Raw genomic sequence first — 21113 nt, forward strand, 5'->3', positions numbered from 1 at the left:
CTCAGGCCCTGCCGTGCGCGTCCGGGCGCTTCGGCCAGGGCCACGGCTTACAGCCCTGCAGACCGAGGGTCTGCTGCTGCATGACGGGCGCGTAGGCGCCCATGCGCGAGCACTGCTGGTGGCCGTGCCCGAGCGCGTGCCCGACCTCGTGGTTGACCATGTATTCGCGATATTCGTCGAGGTGCCCCTGGAAATAGGGCACGCCGCGCATCCACAGCTTGTAGTTGAGGACGACGTGCGCACTGGTATCGCACGAGGTGTCGCCGTGTGTCGGCAGCGGCGCACAGAGCTTGGTGACCTGCGCCGGGCTGGCCATGAGCACGGTCAGCTGGGGTTTGCTGCCCTTGACGACCTGGCTCGGGGTGACCTGGACGAACCGCACCTTGTCGACGCCCTGCCAACCGCGACGATCGAGCAACGCGCTGCCGAAAGCCCTGGCGATCGCCGCGGAGTCGGCGCCCATGCCGCCTTCGACGCGCAGCGAGTAGGTGACCACCCGACCGGTCCGGGCCGTCGTCTGCTGCGGCACGGTCACCGGCACGAACTTGCCGTTGCCCTTCACCGGCACCGACACCGGCTGCGTGCCGGCGGACGTCCGAGTCGCTGGCGTGGACGCTGCGGATCGGGTGGCTGCCGGGGTGGTGGAGGAGGCTTCGGACGCCGACGCCGCATCGTTCGGTGTGGTGGTCGGGCTTGGGGCGGAGGGCACGGCGCCGCTGGCCGGCGCTCCGGCGGCGGACTGATCGCGGCCGTGCAGCAGGTAGCCGGTCACGGCGCTCAGCACCGCGAGCACGACAACGGCCGCGGCGACCGTGCGCGCCAGCCGTGCCTGCCGCTGTTCTCGCGCACGGGACCGGGCTCTCACCGAGGCCGCGTGGCGCGGCGCGGCCGGCGGCCGCTGGCGATGGGCGCCGCCGGATCGGCGCTCGCTCCGGATTTGGGGGCGCCGCTCGTCCGACCGAAGGTCAGGCACGAGGGTGGGCCTGGGCGAAGGAGCGCCGCAGGCGCTCGACGGAGACGTGGGTGTAGACCTGGGTCGTGGCCAGGCTCGCGTGGCCCAGCAGTTCCTGCACGAGTCGGATGTCGGCGCCGCCCTCGACGAGGTGGGTGGCAGCGCTGTGCCGCAGCCCGTGCGGGCCGAGGTCCGGAGCGCCGGGTGTCTCGCGCAGCAGCCGGTGCACGACCTCGCGGACCACCCGCGGATCGACCCGGCGACCGCGAGCTCCGAGGAACAGCGCCGGGCCGGAGCCGTCCACGACCAGCCTGGGCCGGCCGGACCGCAACCACGTGTCGAGCGCCTCCGCTGCCGGCCGGCCGAACGGCACCATGCGCTCCTTGTCGCCCTTGCCCACGACACGCATCACCCGGTCGGCCCGATCCACGTCGTCGATGTCGAGACCGACCAGCTCCGCAACGCGAATGCCGCTCGCGTAGAGCAATTCCAGCATCGCCCGGTCCCGCAGATGCACCGGATCGGCGTCGTCCGCGGCGACGGCGGCGACGTCCAGCAGCGCTGCCGCCTGGTCCTGGCGCAGCACCTCCGGCAGCGCCTTGATTCGTTTCGGCGCGACCAGCCGCACGGCCGGGTTGCCCGGGATGTGTCCGGCGCGCTGCGCCCAGGCGAAGAAGCCGCGCGCGGCCGCCGACCGGCGCGCCAGCGTCGCGCGGCTCGCACCTGCCGCATCCAGTTGCGCGAGCCATGACCGCAGGTCGGCGAGCGTCACGTCCGACCATGAAGTCACGCCCGTGTCGGTGAGCCGGTCGGCCAGGTCGTGCAGATCCGCCAGGTAGCCCCGCACCGTGTGCGGTGATCGGCCGCGCTCGGACCGGAGGTGTCGCTCGTATCCGGCGACCACCGGCTGATCGAGAAGTGTGCAGTGTGTTGTCACGACGGCTTCAGGCTAGCCGTGCACGACCGCACCAGCCGGTCACCAACACGCCGGGGAGCCGCCCCTCAGGCCAGCAGGTCGCGGGTGCGGCGCCAGCCGGACTCGACCCGCTCGGCCAGTCCGGCCGAGTGCAGCGCGGCCAGCCCCCGCGTCACCTCCCTGCTGGAGAGCCCGGCACTCACGGCCAGCCGATCGGCACTGGTCCCGCGCATGACCGGCATCGCGTCGAGCAGTCGACGGTCGGACTCGTCGAGGGTGTCGAACAGCGTCGGCGCCGCACGCTTCGGCTCGGCCAGGTCGGCGCCGATGGCCCCGAAGAGCTCGGCGCAGTCGTCGACATCCGTGACCAGCGTCGCTCCGCAGTCGCGGATCAACTGGTGCGGGCCGGCGCTGGCCGGGCTGGTGACCGGACCCGGCACGGCCGCGAGCAGTCGGCCCAGCCGCGCGGCCGCGGTGGCCGTGGACCGCGACCCGCTGCGCAGCCCCGCCTCGACCACCAGGGTGCCGGGTGTGAGAGCGGCGATCAGCCGGTTGCGGGAGAGGAAGCGCTGTTTCTGGGGCGCCGAACCCGGTGGCAGCTCAGTGACGATCGCCCCGGTCTGCTCGATCTGCTGCAGCAGCCCGGTGTTGGCGACCGGGTAGGCGATGTCGATGCCGCACGCCATCGCCGCGATCGTGCACCCACCGGCGGCGAGCGCACCGCGGTGACTGGCGGTGTCGATGCCGTGCGCCCCGCCGGACACCACCGTGAAGCCGCGGTTGCTCAGGCCGTAGGCGAACTCGCCCGCGACCTGCGTGCCGTATGGCGTCGCCGCCCGCGCCCCCACCATCGAGATGCTGCGCTCGCACGCGTCACGCAGCGATGCGTTGCCGGCGACCCAGAGGCAGAACGGCGGATGCTCCAGATCGTTCAGTCCCCCGGGCCATTCGGCATCACCCGGTATGACGAGCCGCGCTCCGAGAGCCTCCGTCCGCTCGACGAGGGCGTCGATCCGCAACTGTTTCGCCCGGGCGATGGCTCGGTCGAACTTCCCGCCGTCGTTGTTGCGGACCAGCTCCCAGGCGGTGAACGGGTCCAGCCGGCGAAGCCGCGGCAGCATCGTCTTGTCCTCCGGCTCCACGGTCGCCGCCAGCGCGAGCCGCACCGCCAGCTGGGCGTCACGGCTCGCCCGCAGGTCCGCTCGCTCGCTCATGCCGCCGCTCCTCCCGCCCGCAGCCCGCGGGCTTCCTCGACCTGCCGGAACCCGGGCCGGTGTGCGCCGTCCAGGTCGCTGATCGTCCAGGCCACTCGAAGGCAGCGGTCGTAGCCGCGCAGCGTCAGCTGCCCGAGCTCCATCGCACGGTCCAGCCCGCGGGTCACTTCACCGGGAAGACGCCACCCACTCGAGCGCAGCACCGACCCCGGCACCTCGCCGTTGCGGGAGTAGCCGAGGGGTGACCACCGGCTCTCCTGGCGCGCTCGGGCAGCCACCACGCGAGCGGCGACCTCGGCGGTGGACTCGCCTCGGGGACCGGCGAGGGATGCCCGGGTCACCGGCAGCATCGTCAGGTGCACGTCGACCCGGTCCAGCAGCGGACCGGACATCCGGCTGAGGTAGTCGCGCCGTCGCTGCGGCGCACAGGTGCACTTCGCACCCTTGCCGTAACTCTGCCCGCACGGACACGGGTTGGCGGCCAGGACAAGCTGGAACCGCGCCGGGAAGGTCATGACCTGGTCGGCCCGGGCGACCCGGACCACCCCGGACTCCAGTGGCTGGCGCAGCGCGTCGAGCACGTCGCGTCGGAATTCGGGACACTCGTCGAGGAACATCACGCCGCAGTGCGCCCGCGACACGGCGCCGGGGCGCACCCGCCCGGAGCCGCCACCCACGATGGCCGGCATCGACGCGCCGTGGTGCGGCGCCACGAAGGGCGGCTGCTCGATCAACACCTGCTCGGGCAACGCCCCGAGCACCGAGTGGATGGCGGTCACTTCCAGCGCCTGCTCGCGGGTGAGCGGTGGAAGCAGGCCGGGCAACCGCTCGGCGATCATCGTCTTGCCCGCTCCGGGCGGGCCGATCATCGACAGGTGATGACCGCCGGCCGCCGCGACCTCGAGGGCGTAGCGCGCTTCGGACTGCCCCACGACGTCCGCCAGGTCCGGCACCCGGGTGCTGATCGCGGCCGGATCCGGCACCGTCGGCAACTCCGGCAGCGGGCGACGCCGAGCCAACGCCCGGTAGCGGGCGACCATCGTCGCCAGCGAGTCCACCGGCACCACGTCGATGTCCGGAACCAGTGCCGCCTCAGCAGCATTCGCGACCGGCACCACCACCTGCCGCACGCCCGCCTCGACGGCGGCGAGCACAGCGGGCAGCACGCCGGCGATCGGCCGGACGGTGCCGTCCAGACCCAGCTCCCCCAGGTGCACCACGTCGCTCACGAGGTCCGGCTTGACCGTGCCGCCGGAGACCAGCACCGCGATCGCGATGGCGAGATCGAAGCCCGATCCGTGCTTGGGCAACGACGCCGGGGACAGGTTGACCGTGATCCGTTGCTTGGGCAGCTCGAGCTCGGTGTTGTTCGCCGCGGCCCGGATCCGGTCCGGCGCCTGCTTGCACGACGCGTCCGGCATACCGCTGACGTAGAAGTGCGGCAGCCCCGGAGACACATCTGCCTCCACCTCGACCAGCCGCCCGTGAATGCCGGTCACGGCCACGCTCCGTGTCCTCCCCAGCGTCATGCGACGTCCCGCAGGTGCTCGATGGCGAGCGGCTCCCCCGGCGCAGCCAGCACACCGATCACGTCGATGCGCACCCGCGAGGTGCCGATCGGGTGGTCGGCCAGCCAGCGTGCGGCGAGCACCCGCAACCGGCGCGCCTTGACCGGTGTCACGGCCTCCACCGCCCGGCCGAAGAACTCGGAGGTGCGGGTCTTGACCTCGACCACCACCAGGCAGTCACCGGTGTCGTCCAGCGCGACGATGTCGATCTCACCGTCACGACAACGCCAGTTGCGCTCGATGACGGTCAGCCCCTGCAACTGCAGGTAGCGCGCCGCCTCTTCCTCACCCAGCTGGCCGAGCTCGCGCCGGCCCGGCCGCCGACCCGAGCCGACCCGCCCGGCGGGCTGCTGCGTCGATGCCATCGGTCATCACCTCCGGCACCAGCCTCAGCTGAGCGTCATCCGACAGGCCATCCGGAAGTGACCGGCTGTGGACGGCCGGAAGGGATGTGCACGAGCGCCGCGCGCGCCGCCCGGTCAGTCAGGGAGTTCGATCTCCCGCGGCGGCAGCTCCTCGACGTTGACGTCCTTGAACGTGATGACGCGGACGTTCTTGACGAACCGGGCGGTGCGGTAGACGTCCCACACCCACGCGTCGTTCATCCGCACGTCGAAGTAGACCCCGGCGCCCTCACCGCGGACCTGCAGGTCGACGTCGTTGCACAGGTAGAAGCGGCGCTCGGTCTCCACGACATGGCTGAACAGCCCCACCACGTCACGGTATTCGCGGTAGAGGGCCAGCTCCTGCTCGGTCTCGAACTTCTCCAAGTCCTCGGCACTCATCAGACCCGCTCCTTCACAGCCGCATCCTCGTCCACGCTACCTGCTGCGACCGGGTCGGGCGCGTCGGGATCACCGCTGAACGGATGCCACGAGCGCCGGTGCAGCTCACACGGCCCGTGCAGGGCGATCGCCGCGAGGTGCTCCGGCGCCGAATAGCCCTTGTTGCCGGCCCAGTTGTAGTGCGGGAAGTCGTCGTGGAACGCGACGAGCATCGCGTCCCGCTCCACCTTGGCGAGCACCGAGGCGGCGGCGACCGAGGAACACTTCATGTCCGCCTTGATCATCGTGGTCACCGGCGGCGTGAGCGTCCCCTCGCCGATCAGCCCGAGCAGGCCGGCATGCGCCGGGTCGGTCAACCAGTCGTGGTTGCCGTCCAGCACCACCAGGTCGGGTATGGCGCGCAACGTCGCCAGCGCACGGGTGCCCGCCAGTCGCAGCGCTGCCATGATGCCGATGGCGTCGATCTCCGCCGCTGACGCATGGCCGACGGCGTAATCGGTCGCCCACCGCCGCACCGCCGGCACCATGCGCTCACGCGCAGCGGGCGTCAGCAGCTTGGAGTCCTTCACTCCTTGCGGCACCGTGCGGGTGCGCTCGTCGATGACGACGACCCCGACGCTGACCGGCCCGGCGAGTGCGCCGCGGCCGACCTCGTCCATCCCGGCGATGAGCCGGTAGCCGTCACGCTGCAACGACCGCTCGACCCGCAGGTTCGGCGTGCTGCGAGAGGGAGTGCTGCGTCGGGTGGCGCGAACGGTCATGACGGATTGGGCACCTTAGCGAAGACGTAGCTGTAGTCCTTCATCGCCTGGATCCGGCTGATCGGCCAGGCGATCGCCACGACCTGTCCGGTGATGTCCGACATGGGCACGGATCCCAGCCTGCCACCGCTGTTGCCGTCGTGCAGCCGGGAGTCGGCCGAGTCGTTGCGGTTGTCGCCCATCACCCACACCTTGTCCTTCGGCACGGTGATGTCGAACGGCATGGTGCTCGGCACGCTGCCCCTGTCGACATACGGCTCGGTGATCGCGACCCCGTTGACGGTGAGCTTGCCGTCCTTGGTGCAACAGACGACGTGGTCGCCCGGCATACCGATGATCCGCTTGACGACGTGGTCGCCGCCGCCGGGCAGCACCCCGAGGAACACGAGGCTGTCGCTCACCACCCGCTTCAGCAGCGACGACTGCTGCGGTGTGGACCCCCAGGTCTTCGGGTCCTCGAAGACGATGATGTCGCCGCGGTGCAGCGGCGAGTGCTGCGGCGTGAACTTGCTGACGATGATCCGGTCGCCGACGTCGAGCGTGCTCTCCATCGACTGCGACGGGATGTAGAACGGCTGGGCGAGGAACGTCTTGACCAGGAAGCTGAGCACCAGGGCGATGGCGACGATCACCACCAGCTCGCGGGTGAACGCCCACCGCGATTTGCCGCGCGGCAGCTCGGTGTCCTCCGGGATGGCGCCCGGGGGCAACGCGCCGTCGTCGGATGCCGATGCGGACCGCGGGTGCGCCGCCGCTTCGTCCCGGTCTTGACTCATGGCCGCCCCCTCCTTCGTCGGGTTCGGCCATTCGTCCTGGGTCTGACTAGGCGCTCGCTGCGCTCGCTCATCGTGAGGGGACCTTGTCGAATGTCGAGGGATAGTTGCTCAGCCAGGTCATCCGGTCGACGGGCCAGACAATCATGTCGGCCCGGCCGATGATGTCCGACTCGGGCACCGAGCCGGTGCGACCGGTGCCGTCGTCGTGGAAGCGCGAGTCTGCGGAGTCACCTCGGTTGTCCCCCATCACCCACACCCGGCCGGACGGGACGGTCACCGAGAAGGTCTTCTGGTCGGTGCCGCCGCCGGGGTAAATATAGGGCTCCGAGAGGCCCACACCGTTGACCGTGATCTGCCCCCGCGTGTTACAGCACGCCACGTGGTCGCCGGGCAGCCCGATGACGCGTTTGATCAGGTCGTTGTCACCGGACGGGTAGAGACCGATGAACTGCAGCACCGAGGTGATCGCTCCCGGCACGCCGTGCCGCTGGGCGTTCGGCTCCTGCAGCCAGTGATCCGGGTCGTGGAAGACGACGACGTCGCCGCGTTTCAGCGCGAACGGGCCGGGTGTGAACTTGGAGACCACCACCCGGTCGCCCGGCACGAGGGTGTTCTCCATGGACTCCGAGGGGATCCAGAACGACTGGGCGACAAAGGTTTTGATGCCGAGTGACAACACCAGCGCGACCACCACGATCATGGCGGTCTCGCGCAGCACCCGCAGCATGCGTGGCCCGGGCCGGCCGCGCTGTTCCTTGCGCTGTGCGGCGCGGGCGGCGGACCGCTCGCCGACCTGGGAAGAGGTATGCCGGGAGCGTTCGCCGCAGGGCACGTCCGGCGGCCGGATCTCCTCGGGTGGCTCCGATGACGCTTCGCCCCCGGTGGGAAGCCGATATCGGTGCTCGGTCACGGAGCGAGTCTCCCCCACGAACCTAAGGGCCAGTAGCGCAGCACCACTTTGCCGACGATGTCGTCGATCGGGACCATGCCGCCGCCGGGGTCGCCGAGGTGCGAGCGGGAGTCGTCGGACGCCACCCGGTTGTCACCCATCACGAAGACGTGGCCCGCCGGCACCCGCACCGAGAACGGGTCGTTGCTGGCCGCCATACCTGGCGCGAGGAAGGGCTCGGCGCGCAGCACGCCGTTGATCCGTAACCGTCCGTCGTGCCCGACGGTCACGGTGTCTCCCGGCAGGCCGATGATCCGCTTGACGTAGAGCGTCTCTCCCAGGTGTATGCCGAGAGCGTCGCCCACCGAGCGCAGGAACCCGGAGAAGCCGGACGGTGGCACCGCGCCGGGATGCGCGAAGACGTCGGTGCCGTCGAAGACGACCACCTCGTCCCGGCGCACGTGGCCCGCGTGCAGCTTGTCCACCAGGATCCGGTCACCGTGCCACAGCGTCGGCTCCATCGAGCCGGACGGCACCGTGAAGGTCTCCAGCACCAGGCCGTGCAGCACCACGACGGCCGCGAGGACCGCCAGCACGCCGATCAGCCGGCGGCGGCGCCACACCTCGGCCGGGCGCTGCGCAGACGCCGAAGGCGTGGGGTCCTCGGCAGAGGACTCCACGCCTTCGGTCATCCGGGAGAGCGTGCTCAGGACTGCTTGGCAGGCGTCTCGCGCTTCTCCTTGATCTTGGCGGCCTTGCCGCGAAGCTCACGCAGGTAGTAGAGCTTGGCGCGACGGACGTCACCGCGGGTGGCGACCTCGATCTTGTCGATCGCCGGCGTGTGCAGCGGGAAGGTGCGCTCCACACCCACCCCGAAGCTCACCTTGCGCACGGTGAAGGTCTCACCGATGCCGCCGCCGTGGCGCCGGATGACCACGCCCTGGAAGACCTGGACACGGGAGCGGTTGCCCTCGACGACCTTGACGTGCACCTTGACGGTGTCGCCGGCGCGGAAGTGGGGGATGTCGCTGCGCAGCTGCGCGGCGTCGAGCTCGTCGAACTTGTGCATGGTGATGCTTCTTCCTCGAAGGCGCCGCAGGTCGCCCGCGTTTTCCGTGGATCGGGTGCGCCGTGCGGTGCGAAGCCACATGCAAGGCGGGTGACCCTCACCCTCGCACTCCCCCTGCGGCGGGGGCGGGACCGTTGCGGCGCTCGGGCAATTCTGCCAGAGGTGCACCGATCCGGTGAAATCGGCCGCCTACTTCATCGTTCCCTGCGACAGCGAGCCCTGCAGCTGGCGCTGGAAGAGGACGTAGGCGATCAGGACGGGGACGACGGTGATCACCACTCCGGCGAACATCGCGCCGTAGTTGACCTCGTAACCCGCCGACGAGACGAAGTTGTACATGCCTTGGGACAGCACGTAGTTCTTCTCGTTGGTGTTCAACGCCACCGGCAGCAGGAACTGGTTCCACAGCCCGAGGAAGTTGAAGATCGCCACGGCCGCGATGCCCGGCTTGGCCATCGGCAACATCACCTGCACGAAGGTCCGCCAGTCCCCGGCACCATCCAGCTCGGCCGCCTCCATGATCTCCGCGGGCAGCGCCCGGAAGAACGGGAAGAGGAAGAACACGGTGAAGGGAAAGGCGAAGGCAACGTACGAAAGGATCAGTCCCGGGAGGGTGTTGAGCAACCCGATGTGTTTCAGCACGAAGAACAGCGGCACGATCGCCAGGAAGATGGGGAACGTGTTGCCGGCGAGAATCAGGTAGTAGACGAACCGACTGCCCCGGAAGGGAAAGCGAGCCAGCGAGTACGCGCACATCGAGCCGAGCGCCATGACCAGCACGAGCGCGATGACCACCACGACCAGTGTGTTCCACAGGTCTCGCCCGAGGCCGGAGTCGTTCCAGGCCGAGGAGAAGTTGGCGCTGAGGTTGTGCCAGAAGTGGTGCGGCAGCTGCCACGGGCCGGCGAAGATCTCGCTCGTCGAACGGGACGACGAGAAGAACGTCCAGAGGAGCGGCAGCACGACGACGAGGGTCCAGAAGATCAGTACCACGTGGGAGCCGATGATGATCCCGATCTCACCCGGCTCGCGTTTGCGCTCCTTCACCGTGCGGCCGCCGGCCTGTGGTGGTCCGCCGGACGCCGCCGGCTGCGCGGGTCCGGCAGGCTTGCTCAGGCCGATGTTCGAGGTCACTGCTCTCTCCGTGCGATCAGCCGGTTCACACCGAAGACGATGGCCGCGAAGAGCAGCGTCAGGGCCGCCAGCACGACGCCCATCGCGCAGGCGCGACCGAAGTGCCCTTCGGTGAACGCGGTCTTGTAGAGGTCTTGGGACATGGTCAGTGTCGAGTTGTTGGGGCCGCCGGTGGGATTGAGCGCTGCCATGTAGACGAAGGCATCCAGCGCCACCACGCCCAGATAGACGTATGCCGTCTGGACCGTCTCCCGCACCATCGGCAGGGTGACCGACCACATCGTGCGCAGCCGCCCGGCACCGTCGATGCGGGCCGCGTCGTACAGCTCGGCAGGAATTCCCTTGATCGCCGCGACGAACAACACCATGTAGAACCCGACGAAGCCCCAGATGATCACGAAGACCGAGGCGGGCATGGCCGACTTGACCACACCCAGCCAGGCGAACGAGTTGAAGTGACCACCGATGCCGAACGGCAGGTGGGTGAGCACGCCATTGAGCATGCCCTTGGACGGGTCGTAGACCTGCGACCAGATCACACCGATCACGATCGCCGGGATCGTGTAGGGGAAGAACGAGACGATCCGGTAGACCGACGATCCCTTCAGACCCCGGACAGCGCCGGTGCTGGTGCCGCCGACCGTGACCATCGTCGCCAGCAGAAAACTGAGAATCACCGTCAGCAGCGGCACGACAATGGCCAGGATGATGTTGTTGCGCACCGCCAGCGGGAAGATGCCGTCGGTGAAGATGTACGAATAGTTGTCCAGCCCGATGAAGTTCATCGAGGCGGAGAAACCGCCCCAGTCCGTCAGCGAGTAGTAGACCGCCTGCAAGAACGGCCAGATGACCAGGGCCAGGTAGACGACCATCGGCACGCCGATGGTCACCAGGAGAAAGACGAGGCGCGACGGGCGCATGCGCCTGCCGCCGGCCCGTGCGGAGCCGGCGGCAGGTGCTGCAACCGGAACTCCTGTCACGAGATCTTGACCTTCTTCACGGAGGGGTCGTTGCGAACCTTGTCGGTGATGCCCTGCAGCGCCTTGGTCAGACCGGCGGCGTCCAGCTGACCGGACAGGAAGCTGTTCCACGGAACCAGCTGGTCCTGCACAGTGCCGTAGAGGCTGACGAACCGCACGTTGAAGAGATGGCTGCCCGCGGCATTCAGCATCTTGATCTGCGACTGCAGCGCGGTCGAACCGAACCCGTCGGCCGGGACCGTGCCCTTGACGATGGTCGGCGCCAGTTTCGTCTTGGCGAAGTTGGTCGCGGCCTCCTTGGAGAGCATGGCGCGCAGCAGTTCCTTGCCGCCGGCCATGTTCTTGCCCTGGCTCGGCACCACGAACTGCTCGCCCGGCGCAGCGTTGAGCGCGGTGTAGGGCATCTTGCTGGACGACGTCAACGTCGGCTCCGGGATACCGGTCATCTTGAAGCCCTTCTTGGTCTGGGACTTCATTTCGTTCTCGATCCACGAGCCGGAGGCGTACATGATGCCCGACTCGTCGTTGCTCCACTGCGCCTGCGCCTGGGTGAACTGCGTGCCCGCGCCGCCAGGCTTGAAGTAGCCCTTCTTGACGATCTCCTCCAGCTTGGCCAGCACCGCCTGGATGGTGGGGTTGGACCAGCACTTCGGCTCGAGGTTGTCCAGGGCGAGGCGAACCTCGTCGCCGCCCTCCTTGATCGCCGAGTCCATCAGCAATTGCTGGTAGTAGCTCGCCGCCTCCTTGCCCCACACGAAGAGGTACTTGCCCTTGGCCTTGGCCTTGGCACCCAGGGAGAGCAGGTCGTCCCAGGTCTTCGGTGCCGTCCAGCCGTTGGCCGCGAAGAGGCTCTCGGAGTACCACAGGCCGTAGACGGTCATCACGTAGTTGAGGACGGCCATCTTGTCGCCGACGAGACCGGCCTCCTTGACGCCCGGGTAGAGGTTGTCGGAGATCTTGGTGCCCTCGTAGTTGTTCGCGTCGAGCAGCGAGGACAGGTCCTCCAGCTTGTCGGCGATCGTGTTGACGCCGATAGCGTTCGCACCCGAGTCGTCGATCAGGTCCGGCGGGTTGCCGCTGACGAAGCGCGGCTGCAGTTGCTGGGCGATCTGGGTCGAGGGCGAGACCTTGACCTTGCTGCCCGGCCACTTCTTCTCCACGACCTTCCCCGCGAAGGTGACGTAGTCGGTGCCGTAGCCACCGTTGAAGATCACCGCGTCGACGGTGGATTTTGCCGAGAAGCCGAACGGGTTGTCCGTCGACGCCTTGCCGGTGGCAGCCGTGCTGCTGCTGCCACCGCTGCCACTGCTACCACCGCCGGCGCAGGACGCGAGCGCCCCTCCGACCGGCAGCGCCAGGCCGGCCGCCAGCGCGGTGCGCATGACCGTGCGTCGGTTGACCGTGGAGTCGTTGAGAGTCATGGCCGCGTTACCTCCAGTTGGTTCATTGCCTAGGCACAGTCCTTCCTGGTCCGGTCGCGACGACCGGCGACTGCACGCCCCACACAATATGATTAGTTTTGTCAGTATGTGCGTGTTTCAACGCACAAACAATCACAGATCGGCAACGGAACCAGCCGGGCCGACCGGTGACTACCACGCGTCGGCACCCTGACCACCTGCGAGGCCTGAATGCACTTGACCGACTCTGCCCCACCAACCGCGGTCCGGACCACCCGCCTCGCCGTGACGGGATCGAATTTGGGTGGTACGAGCCCGCTCCCGGCATACCGGCCGGTCCGCGCGATGACGACGACCTCGCTGTCGGCGGATGCCCCAGCGCCGATGCGGGAGCGGGTCGCGCGGGGTCGACTCGGCAGTCCCCTGCCGTATGGCGTGCAGCGCGACTACGACCGCGCCGAGCACCGGCTCGAGTTGCCCGCGATCGTCCTCGACAACGGCGTCCTCCGCGCGACGGTGCTGCCCACGCTCGGCGGGCGGGTCTGGTCGCTGCGGGACCTGCGCGCCGACCGCGAGTTGCTGCTGGTGCCGGAGCGGCTGCGCTTCGCCGGGTTCGCCCTGACCGACGCGTGGTTCGCCGGCGGGATCGAGTGGAACCTCGGCTCGACCGGGCACGCGACCACGACCTGCCGGCCGATGCACGCAGCGGTGGTGGACTCACCCACCGGCCAGGGACTGCGGTTGTGGGAGTGGGAGCGGACGCGGGACCTGGTGCTCGCGATCGACCTGTCCCTCGCCGGTGACCGCCTGCTCGCCTCGACCCGGGTGATCAACCCCGATCGGGAGGCCAAACCGCTCTACTACTGGACCAATATCGCCGTCCCGGAGACGGCGGGCACCCGGGTGCTGACGCCGGCCACCCATGCCTGGCGCACGAGCTACTCCGGCTCGCTCGATCTGGTGCCGGTTCCGCAGCCGGAAGGATCGGTCGACATCAGCTACCCGGCGGCCTCGTCCGCGTCCGCCGACTACTTCTTCGACGTGGCGGACCGGGCGGGGCGTTCGGTCACCGCGGTCGAACCGGACGGCACGGGCCTCGCGCAGACGTCGACCGACGAGTTGCACGGTCGCAAACTGTTCCTCTGGGGCCACGCGGCCGGCGGCCGGCGGTGGCAGCGATGGCTGGTCGGCGATCAGGCGTATGCCGAGATCCAGGCCGGGGTGTGCGCCACCCAGCTCGAGCACGACCTGATCGACGGATCCTCGGAACGCTCGTGGACCGAGGCGTTCGGTCCGGTCCGGCTCGACCCGGCGGCCGTGGCGGGCGATTTCAGGGCGGCGGCCGCCGCGGCGGCGTCCGCGGTGGCGGCCGCTGTCCCGGCGACCGACCTCGAGCAGTGGCATCAGCGCTGGCTGAGCGACTTCGCGACGCGGGCGCCGGCGCAACTGGTCAGTGAGGGATCCGGCTGGGGCCAGGTCGAATTGGCGCTCCGGGGCAGCGCGGCCCCGGACGGTGTCGCCTTCCCGACGATCGCGGACGACAGCCGACTGGGTGCGGCGCTCCTCGCCGGCGAGCAGATCGACGAGCCACTGCTGCCGCCGATCTCGCCGCGGTGGCGCGCGGTGATCAGCGCGGCCCCGGCGGGCTGGTGGCGCTCCTATGCTCTGGGGGTGGCGGCACACCTCGACGGGTCCACCGCGGACGCGATCGCGCACTACCGGGACAGTCTCGCCCGCCGGCCGACGGCGGTGGCGCTGCGCGGCCTGGCCGTGCTGAGCAATGATCCGGCCGAGGCGGCGCAGCTGTATGCCGAAGCACGACAACTGGATCCGGCGACGCGCGGCTTGCTCACCGAACACGTGCAGGTGCTGCTGGACGCTGGGCGGCCCGGGGCAGCGCTCGAGGTGATCGACGCCGCGGAGACAGGATTGCGGGAGCACGGCCGGACCCGGTTGCTGCGGGCGCAGGCGCTGCACGCGCTCGGTCGCGACGCCGAAGCGGCCGAGGTGCTGCGCGACCTCGAGGTGCCGGACCTGGCCGAAGGCGACCGCGTGGTCGGTGACCTGTGGCGTCAGGTGTGTCCGGACCGACCGCTGCCCGCGGCCCTCGACTTCAGCATGACCGGCGACGCTTTGCCAGGCTGACCGTGCCGGGCGGGTCGTCGCGGTCGATGATCCGGAAACCGGCCCGGCGGTACATCCGCAGGTTCCGTTCGCTCGCGGCGCCGGTCAGCAGGCTGTATGACGTGACGCTCTCCGGTGCTGCCTGCTCGATGAAGTCCAGTAGCGCGCGGCCGAATCCGCGTCCGTGCAGGTCCGGGGCGACCATCAGCCGGCCGATGTGCCAGTCCGTGCGGGAGCCGCCCGGACCGTCCTGCAGGCGGCCGCGCACCGCGCCGACGAGTCGCCCGTCGAGGCGCGCGACATACGTCGTCCACTCGCGCAGCGACTCGGTGAGGGACTGCGTGGTCTCGTGCTGCGCCGGGATGTCGAGGGTGCGGTTGGCGATCCCTTCCTGCAGCCAGCAGGCGTGGGTGATGGTGAGCAACTCGCCGATGTCCGCCGGGGTGGCGACGCGGATGTCGAGCTCGCCGGTCGTGGCCGCCGCGCGCCGTGGCAGGAGGTCGGGCCGGCGTTCGGCGGTGCGGCGTAACCGCTGCTCGTGGCGCCAGGCCGCGATCCTGCCGTGGTCGCCGGAGAGCAGCACCTGCGGCACCGACAGACCGTGCCAGTGCTCGGGCTTGGTGTAGACCGGATATTCGAGCAGGCCGTCCTCGTGCGACTCCTCGACCAGCGACTCGGCGTTGCCGATGACCCCGGGGATCAGCCGTGCGACGGCCTCGATGACGGCGAGCGCCGCCACTTCGCCGCCGTTGAGCACGTAGTCGCCGAGCGAGACGATGCGCACGTCGAAGCCGCGGGCCGCGTGCTCGTAGACGCGCTCGTCGATGCCTTCGTAGCGACCGCAGGCGAAGACGAGGTGGTCGCGCTGCGCGAACGCGCGCGCCATGGACTGGTCGAAACGCTGGCCGCCGGGGCCGGGCACGATCAACGTCGGTCGCGAATCTGAGCCAGCCGCAACGCTGTCCAGCGCCTCAGCCCAGGGCTCGGGTTTCATCACCATGCCGGGACCGCCGCCGTACGGTGTGTCGTCGACCGTGCGGTGCCGGTCGTGCGTGAAGCCGCGCAGGTCGTGCACCCGCAGGTCGATCAGCCCGTCGCGACGGGCCTTGCCGATGAGCGACAGGTCGAGCGGCGCCAGATATTCGGGGAAGATCGAGACGATGTCGATGCGCACGGTCAGTGCTCCGTCAGGTCGAACAGGCCCGGCGGCGGGTCGACGACGATGTGGCCGGCGGCGATGTCGACGACCGGGACGAGTTGCTCGACGAACGGCACGTAGCCGGTACTGCCGTTCGTGAGCCGCACCTCGAGCAGATCCTGCGCCGGCCGGTCGTGCAGTTCCACCACAGTGCCGAGCGGCTCCCCGGCCGGATTGACGACCTCCAGTCCGACGAGGTCCTCGGCATACCAGGCGTCCTCCTCCTCGGTGTCGTCCGCGGGCATCAGCAGCCGAGTGCCCCGGAGGCCCTCGGCGGCGGTCCGGTCCGCTGCCTCCTCGAACGACAGGAGGTGAACGCCGTTGTGGATGCGGTGCGTTCGCAAGGTCAGCGGGCCGTTCCCGGCCGGGTCGGCGCGGAAGACGGCACCGACGACGAAGCGGTCCTCGGGTGCGTCCGTGTGCAGCCGCACCGTGACCTCGCCCTTCAGGCCGTGCGGCTTCCCGATCCGGGCGACCACGACGTCGTCGCTGTCATCGCTCATCACTTCACCCACTCACCGCTGCGCATCACCCGGCATACCTGCAGGTCCGCGTCCAGCACCAGCAGATCCGCCCACGCGCCCGGGGTCACGGTGCCGCGATCGGCCAGCCCGAGCACGCGCGCCGGATTGGCCGACGCCGCGGACGAGGCGACCTCCAGCGGCACGCCGTCACCCACCGCTCGCGCGAAGGCGCTGTCCATGGTGAGCGAACTGCCGGCCAGCGAGCCGTTCGCCAGCCGGGCGGCGCCGTCGCGGACCCACACCTGCTGACCGCCGAGCACGTATTCACCGTCGCCGACACCGGCCGCGTCCATCGCGTCGGTGATGAGCACCAGCCGGTCGTTCCCCCGCGCGAGCACCTCACGCAGCACCGCCGGATGCAGGTGGATGCCGTCGTTGATCACCTCACAGGGAACGCCGGCGTCCAGGCTGGCCAGTACCGGCCCCGGTTCGCGGTGGTGGATCGGCCGCATGCCGTTGAACAGGTGCGTGGCCAGGGTCGCACCGCGCTCGAACGCCGCGGCCGCCTGCTCGTATGACGCGTCGGTGTGGCCGACCGCCGCGATGACCCCGGCCTGCAGTGCGGCGTCCACCAGTTCCAGCGCCCCGGGCAACTCCGGCGCGATCGTGATGACCTTCAGGTGGCCGCGTGCCGCCTCCACCAACCGGCCGAACACCGCAAGGTCGGGCTCGAGCAGGTGCTCGGGGTTCTGGGCGCCGCACCGGATGCGGGAGAGGAAGGGGCCTTCCAGGTGCGCGCCGGCCACCTCACCCGCGTCCGCGAGGTCGGCCGCCCAGCCGAGCTGCTCGCACAGTGCGTCGACCGGCGCCGTCACCAACGAGACCAGCGTGGTGGTCGTCCCGCGTGCCCGGTGGAAGCGCACGGCAGCCGCCACGTCCTCGGCGGACGACGTCATGTCGTGGCCGCCGCCGCCGTGCACATGGAGGTCCACGAAGCCGGGCACCACGAGCCGTCCGCGGAGCGACTCACCCTCGGCGGCGGCGGGGCCGACGTCGACGACGCGCCCGTCCGCGATCGCCACGGCGCCGTCCACCACGCCGTCCGGCGTGAGCACCCGCGCATCGGTCAGCAGCACGTCTGTCATGGGGTCAATCGAACACCACATCGGCGACGCGCCGGATCCGGCCCGGTCCCGCGACGGAAGATGCACCAATGCGACCAAGCGGTGACCGAAACTGCGTTAAACTCCGCGTAAACACGCACGAACCGTCATCTGCCGCCGCAGCATCACCCTGAAGGAGCCCCCGTGTCGCACGTCGAGGCCGAGATCACCAGCCAGCCCGAAGTATGGGCGCGCGCCGTCGAGGTGGCGGCCACGCCGGAGTCCGCGGCAGCGATGCCGGCCCGGGGCGAGCGCGTGGCCGTCGTCGGCTGCGGCACGTCGTGGTTCATGGCGCAGTCCGCGGCCGTGCTGCGCGAGCAGGCCGGGCAGGGCGAGACGGACGCGTTCGCCGCGTCGCAGTTCCCGACCGGCCGCCACTACGACCGGGTCGTCGCGATCACCCGCTCCGGCACGACGACCGAGGTCATCGACCTGCTCCGGGAGCTGGGCCCCCAGCAGCGCTCCACCGTCGTCACCACCGAGGCCGGCCACCCGGTGGTGCCGCTCGCCACCGACCACGTGCTGCTCGGTTTCGCCGACGAGCAATCGGTCGTGCAGACCCGGTTCGCGACGAGCCTGCTGGCCTGGTGGCGCGCCGCCGTCGGCGAAGACCTCTCCCGGGCGATCGCCGACGCGCGCACCGAACTCGCCACCCCGCTGGCGCCCGAGTGGGTCGCAGCGACGCAGTTCAGCTTCCTCGGCGACGGCTGGACGGTCGGGCTGGCCAACGAGGCGGCGCTCAAGCTGCGGGAGGCGTCGCAGTCCTGGACCGAGTCCTACCCGGCGATGGAGTTCCGCCACGGACCGATCAGCATCGTCGACCAGCGTTCTGTCGTGTGGGTTTTCGGCGACGTGCCGCAGGGCCTGGCCGGCCAGGTGGCAGCCACCGGAGCGCTGCTGGTCCACGCTGACACCGACCCGATGGCGAACCTCACGACCGCACAGCGGGTCGCCGTCGCAATCGCCCAGGCGGCGGGCAAGAACCCGGATGAGCCCCGTGCGCTGACCCGTTCGGTCGTTCTGTCCGAGCAGTGACGACAGGGGGGCCGGTGCTTGCCGTCGACGTCGGCGGCACCTCGATCAAGGCGGCGGTGCTCGACGATCACGGGTCGGAGACGCTTCGGCGCGCGGTGCCCACTCCTTTCACTGAGGGACCGGATGCCGTGATCGCCGCCCTCGCCGGCCTGGCGACCGAGCGTGCCGCCGCGGCGGCCGACGCCGGCACGCCCGTGCAGGCGGCCGGCGTGGTCGTTCCCGGAGTGGTGGACCCCGAAGCCGGCATCGCCCGTTACGCGAGCAACATCGGCTGGCGCGACGCCCCGCTGCGCGACGTCCTGACCTCGGCCCTCGGCGTCCCGACGGCCGTCGGTCACGACGTGCACGCCGCCGGGCTGGCCGAGCTCACCCTCGGCGCCGCCGCCGGCGTCCCGGACGCGCTGATCGTCGTGCTCGGCACCGGCATCGCCTCGGTCGTCGTCTCCGCGGGCCATGTCGTCCGGGGCGCGACCGGCACGCCCGGCGAGATCGGTCACATCCCTGTCGGGGACCCCGAAGTGCGTTGCCGGTGCGGCGCGTTCGGCTGCACCGAGATGTTCTCCTCCGCCCGGGGTGCGTCCCGGCTGTATGCCGAGCGGACCGGCCGCACCGTCGACACCGCACACATCGTCGCCCAGCTCGGCAGCGATCCCGACGCGGCAGCCGTGTGGCAGGTCGTCACCGACACCCTCGCGCGTGCTCTGGTGTGCGGCGCGCTGCTCACCGACCCGGCCCGCATCGTCCTCGCCGGCGGGCTCTCCGAGTCCGGTGACGCCCTCGTCATACCGACGGCGAAGGCGGTGGCCGCCGGTATGCCGTGGCGCTCCGTGCCGCAACTCGTCGCCTCACCGCTCGGGGGTCGGGCCGGTCTGCTGGGCGCCGGCATCCTCGCGCGTTCCGCGGCAGAGGCCGCGCACCGATGATCGTCGCTGTCTGCCTCAATCCGGCAGTCGACGTCACCTACACCGTGGCGCAGCTGCGGCCCGGCACGTCGCACCGCGTGCTGCAGGTCCGGCGGCGAGCCGGCGGGAAGGGCGTCAACGTCGCCGCCGTACTCCACCAGCAGGGCGTCGACGCAGTGGTCACCGGACCCTGCGGCGGCAGCACCGGCGCCGACCTGACCGGCGGACTGGACGAGGCCGGCATCGCGCACCGGCTGACACCGATCGCGGCGTCCACCCGGCAGACCGTCACGGTGGTCACCGATGACGGCGACGCGACCGTCCTCAACGAACCGGGGCCGGTGCTCACAAATGCCGAATGGGAAGCATACAGAGCTGATTTCGCGTCCCTCGTGCGCGACGCCGACGTCGTCACGATCTCCGGCAGTATGCCGCGCGGAGTGCCGGGCGACGCCTACGGGCAGCTCGCCGAGATCGCGCGCAGCGCGGGCACACCGGCGATCCTGGACTGCGACGGGCCGGCATTGCGCGACGCACTACCCGCGCGCCCGGCCGTGGTGAAGATCAACGAACACGAGGCCGGCGCGTGCACGGGCATCGAAACCGATTCGCTGGACGGCGTTTTCGCTGCCGCGGAGAAGCTGCAAAGACTCGGCGCGTGCGACGTCGTCATCACTCGTGGCGCCGCCGGCGTCGCGGCGCGGACCGACGGCGGCCGCTTCGCCGGCCGCAGCGCCCGCACGGTGAGCGGCAATCCGACCGGTGCGGGTGACGCGTTCACCGCCGGTCTCGCGGCGTCGATGACGGTCGGTCTCGGCTGGCCGGATCGCCTCCGGCGCGCCTCCGCCTGGGCAGCGGCGGCCGTCGCACGGCCAACTGCCGGCGAACTCGACCCGACGATCGCGGCCGACCACGAGGCTCGCACCACCATCCAGGAGATGTCATGACTCTTGTCAGCACGGCCGAACTCGTTGGGGGCGCACACGATTCGGGAGCGCCGGTGTTCGCCTTCAACGTCGTCACACTGGAGCACGCGGAAGCCATCGCAGCCGGGGCGATCGCTGCCGGCAAGTCGTGCGTCTTGCAGGTCAGCCACAACACGATCGCGTTCCACAAGGGTCCCGAGGCGATCCTGGCCGCGACGGTCGCAGTCGCACGGGTCGCCGAGACACCGCTCGCGGTGCACCTGGACCACATCACCGATCCGGGCCTTGCGCTGCGCGGTGCCGAACTCGGCGCGAGTTCGGTCATGTTCGACGCCGGCGCCCTGCCGTACGCCGACAACGTCGCCGCGACCGCGGAGGTCGCGGGGCGCGCACACGACCTGGGCCTGTATGTCGAAGCCGAACTCGGTTATGTCGGTGGCAAACCCGACGCTCCGGCGAGCGCGCACGCCGCAGGCGTCCGCACCGACCCGGGCGAGGCAGCGGCATACATCGCGGCGACCGGTGTCGACGCGTTGGCCGTCGCGGTCGGCAGCAGCCACGCGATGACCGACAAGACGGCGACCCTCGACCACGAATTGATCGGCTCGCTGCGGGACGCGGCAGGGGTGCCATTGGTGCTGCACGGCTCCTCGGGCGTGCCGGACGACGAACTGCGCGCGGCGGTGGCCGCCGGCATGACCAAGATCAACGTCGGCACCGCCCTCAATGTCGCCTTCACCGGCGCCGTCCGCGAGGCGCTGGTCGCCACGGGCAAGGTCGACCCGCGGCCCTACCTGTCGGCCGGACGCGACGCCATCGCGGGCGAGGTCGAGCGCCTGCTGCGGCTCGTCTGAAGG

General features: G+C 70.3%; 22 protein-coding genes. 5 read left to right on the plus strand and 17 right to left on the minus strand.

Translation table 11 applies throughout. The annotated features are described in order from the left end of the window. Position 1 precedes the first annotated feature (1 nt). The 14 genes from ACN8HC_RS07420 to ngcE all read right to left on the minus strand — a co-directional run bounded on the left by ACN8HC_RS07420 (position 2) and on the right by ngcE (position 12465). Complete coding sequence (locus ACN8HC_RS07420) at positions 2-865, minus strand: DUF3152 domain-containing protein (RefSeq protein WP_490074181.1); 864 nt, start codon at positions 863-865, stop codon at positions 2-4. A 100-nt stretch (positions 866-965) separates the two neighbouring features. Further along, complete coding sequence (locus tag ACN8HC_RS07425) at positions 966-1889, minus strand: tyrosine recombinase XerC (RefSeq protein WP_490074182.1); 924 nt, start codon at positions 1887-1889, stop codon at positions 966-968. A gap of 65 nt (positions 1890-1954) precedes the next feature. Then, positions 1955-3082, minus strand: a complete 1128-nt coding sequence (gene dprA / locus ACN8HC_RS07430) for a DNA-processing protein DprA (RefSeq protein WP_490074183.1) — start codon at positions 3080-3082, stop codon at positions 1955-1957. Beyond that, complete coding sequence (locus ACN8HC_RS07435; protein WP_490074184.1) at positions 3079-4581, minus strand: YifB family Mg chelatase-like AAA ATPase; 1503 nt, start codon at positions 4579-4581, stop codon at positions 3079-3081. Before ACN8HC_RS07435 ends, dprA begins: the two co-directional genes overlap by 4 nt. Before the next feature lie 26 nt (positions 4582-4607). Then, entirely contained in the window at positions 4608-5015 is a 408-nt protein-coding gene (locus ACN8HC_RS07440; RefSeq protein WP_490074185.1) for a YraN family protein, read from the minus strand. Between the two features lie 114 nt (positions 5016-5129). After that, entirely contained in the window at positions 5130-5435 is a 306-nt protein-coding gene (locus ACN8HC_RS07445; protein WP_183320573.1) for a DUF2469 domain-containing protein, read from the minus strand. Next, entirely contained in the window at positions 5435-6196 is a 762-nt protein-coding gene (gene rnhB / locus ACN8HC_RS07450; RefSeq protein ID WP_490074186.1) for a ribonuclease HII, read from the minus strand. Before rnhB ends, ACN8HC_RS07445 begins: the two co-directional genes overlap by 1 nt. Next, positions 6193-6972 (minus strand): signal peptidase I, encoded by a 780-nt coding sequence (gene lepB, locus ACN8HC_RS07455; protein WP_490074187.1) that lies wholly within the window; start codon positions 6970-6972, stop codon positions 6193-6195. Before lepB (ACN8HC_RS07455) ends, rnhB begins: the two co-directional genes overlap by 4 nt. 67 nt (positions 6973-7039) lie before the next feature. Continuing rightward, a complete protein-coding gene (lepB, locus tag ACN8HC_RS07460; protein ID WP_490074188.1) occupies positions 7040-7882 on the minus strand; it encodes a signal peptidase I in 843 nt (280 codons plus the stop codon). Next, entirely contained in the window at positions 7879-8553 is a 675-nt protein-coding gene (gene lepB / locus ACN8HC_RS07465; protein WP_490074189.1) for a signal peptidase I, read from the minus strand. Before lepB (ACN8HC_RS07465) ends, lepB (ACN8HC_RS07460) begins: the two co-directional genes overlap by 4 nt. A gap of 14 nt (positions 8554-8567) precedes the next feature. Beyond that, positions 8568-8930, minus strand: coding sequence for a 50S ribosomal protein L19 (gene rplS, locus ACN8HC_RS07470; RefSeq protein WP_490074190.1), 363 nt, complete (start codon positions 8928-8930; stop codon positions 8568-8570). A gap of 189 nt (positions 8931-9119) precedes the next feature. Further along, a complete protein-coding gene (locus tag ACN8HC_RS07475) occupies positions 9120-9977 on the minus strand; it encodes a carbohydrate ABC transporter permease (RefSeq protein WP_490074216.1) in 858 nt (285 codons plus the stop codon). 83 nt (positions 9978-10060) lie between these two features. Next, positions 10061-10984: a carbohydrate ABC transporter permease gene (locus ACN8HC_RS07480; RefSeq protein WP_490074217.1), complete on the minus strand. Its 924-nt coding sequence runs from the start codon at positions 10982-10984 to the stop codon at positions 10061-10063. A 56-nt stretch (positions 10985-11040) separates the two neighbouring features. Further along, entirely contained in the window at positions 11041-12465 is a 1425-nt protein-coding gene (gene ngcE, locus ACN8HC_RS07485; RefSeq protein WP_490074191.1) for an N-acetylglucosamine/diacetylchitobiose ABC transporter substrate-binding protein, read from the minus strand. A gap of 324 nt (positions 12466-12789) precedes the next feature. Here ngcE and ACN8HC_RS07490 point away from each other — a divergent pair, with 324 nt between their 5' ends. Beyond that, positions 12790-14589, plus strand: a complete 1800-nt coding sequence (locus tag ACN8HC_RS07490) for a DUF5107 domain-containing protein (protein ID WP_490074192.1) — start codon at positions 12790-12792, stop codon at positions 14587-14589. Here ACN8HC_RS07490 and trmD read toward each other — a convergent pair. Genes trmD through nagA form a run of 3 tightly spaced genes read right to left on the minus strand, consistent with a single transcriptional unit; the run spans position 14558 to position 17375 of the window. Next, the gene (trmD, locus tag ACN8HC_RS07495) at positions 14558-15742 is read right to left on the minus strand and encodes a tRNA (guanosine(37)-N1)-methyltransferase TrmD (protein WP_490074193.1); all 1185 of its coding nucleotides are present in this window, start codon (positions 15740-15742) and stop codon (positions 14558-14560) included. The genes ACN8HC_RS07490 and trmD overlap by 32 nt on opposite strands. Before the next feature lie 2 nt (positions 15743-15744). Continuing rightward, complete coding sequence (gene rimM / locus ACN8HC_RS07500; RefSeq protein WP_490074194.1) at positions 15745-16269, minus strand: ribosome maturation factor RimM; 525 nt, start codon at positions 16267-16269, stop codon at positions 15745-15747. Next, the gene (nagA, locus tag ACN8HC_RS07505; protein ID WP_490074195.1) at positions 16269-17375 is read right to left on the minus strand and encodes an N-acetylglucosamine-6-phosphate deacetylase; all 1107 of its coding nucleotides are present in this window, start codon (positions 17373-17375) and stop codon (positions 16269-16271) included. The genes rimM and nagA overlap by 1 nt, the downstream gene beginning before the upstream one ends. 162 nt (positions 17376-17537) lie before the next feature. On the opposite strand from nagA, the gene ACN8HC_RS07510 reads away from it, so the two are divergent. From ACN8HC_RS07510 to ACN8HC_RS07525, 4 genes are read left to right on the plus strand one after another with little or no spacing between them, the layout of a single operon-like run. After that, complete coding sequence (locus tag ACN8HC_RS07510) at positions 17538-18428, plus strand: SIS domain-containing protein (RefSeq protein WP_490074196.1); 891 nt, start codon at positions 17538-17540, stop codon at positions 18426-18428. After that, positions 18425-19351: an ROK family protein gene (locus ACN8HC_RS07515; RefSeq protein WP_490074197.1), complete on the plus strand. Its 927-nt coding sequence runs from the start codon at positions 18425-18427 to the stop codon at positions 19349-19351. The genes ACN8HC_RS07510 and ACN8HC_RS07515 overlap by 4 nt, the downstream gene beginning before the upstream one ends. Beyond that, positions 19348-20277: a 1-phosphofructokinase family hexose kinase gene (locus ACN8HC_RS07520; protein ID WP_490074198.1), complete on the plus strand. Its 930-nt coding sequence runs from the start codon at positions 19348-19350 to the stop codon at positions 20275-20277. Before ACN8HC_RS07515 ends, ACN8HC_RS07520 begins: the two co-directional genes overlap by 4 nt. Then, positions 20274-21110 carry a class II fructose-bisphosphate aldolase gene (locus tag ACN8HC_RS07525; RefSeq protein ID WP_490074199.1) on the plus strand — a complete coding sequence of 279 codons (837 nt, stop codon included), beginning with the start codon at positions 20274-20276 and terminating at the stop codon, positions 21108-21110. Before ACN8HC_RS07520 ends, ACN8HC_RS07525 begins: the two co-directional genes overlap by 4 nt. Positions 21111-21113: the final 3 nt, after the last annotated feature.

It is taken from the genome of Flexivirga sp. YIM B11880 (assembly GCF_058148645.1).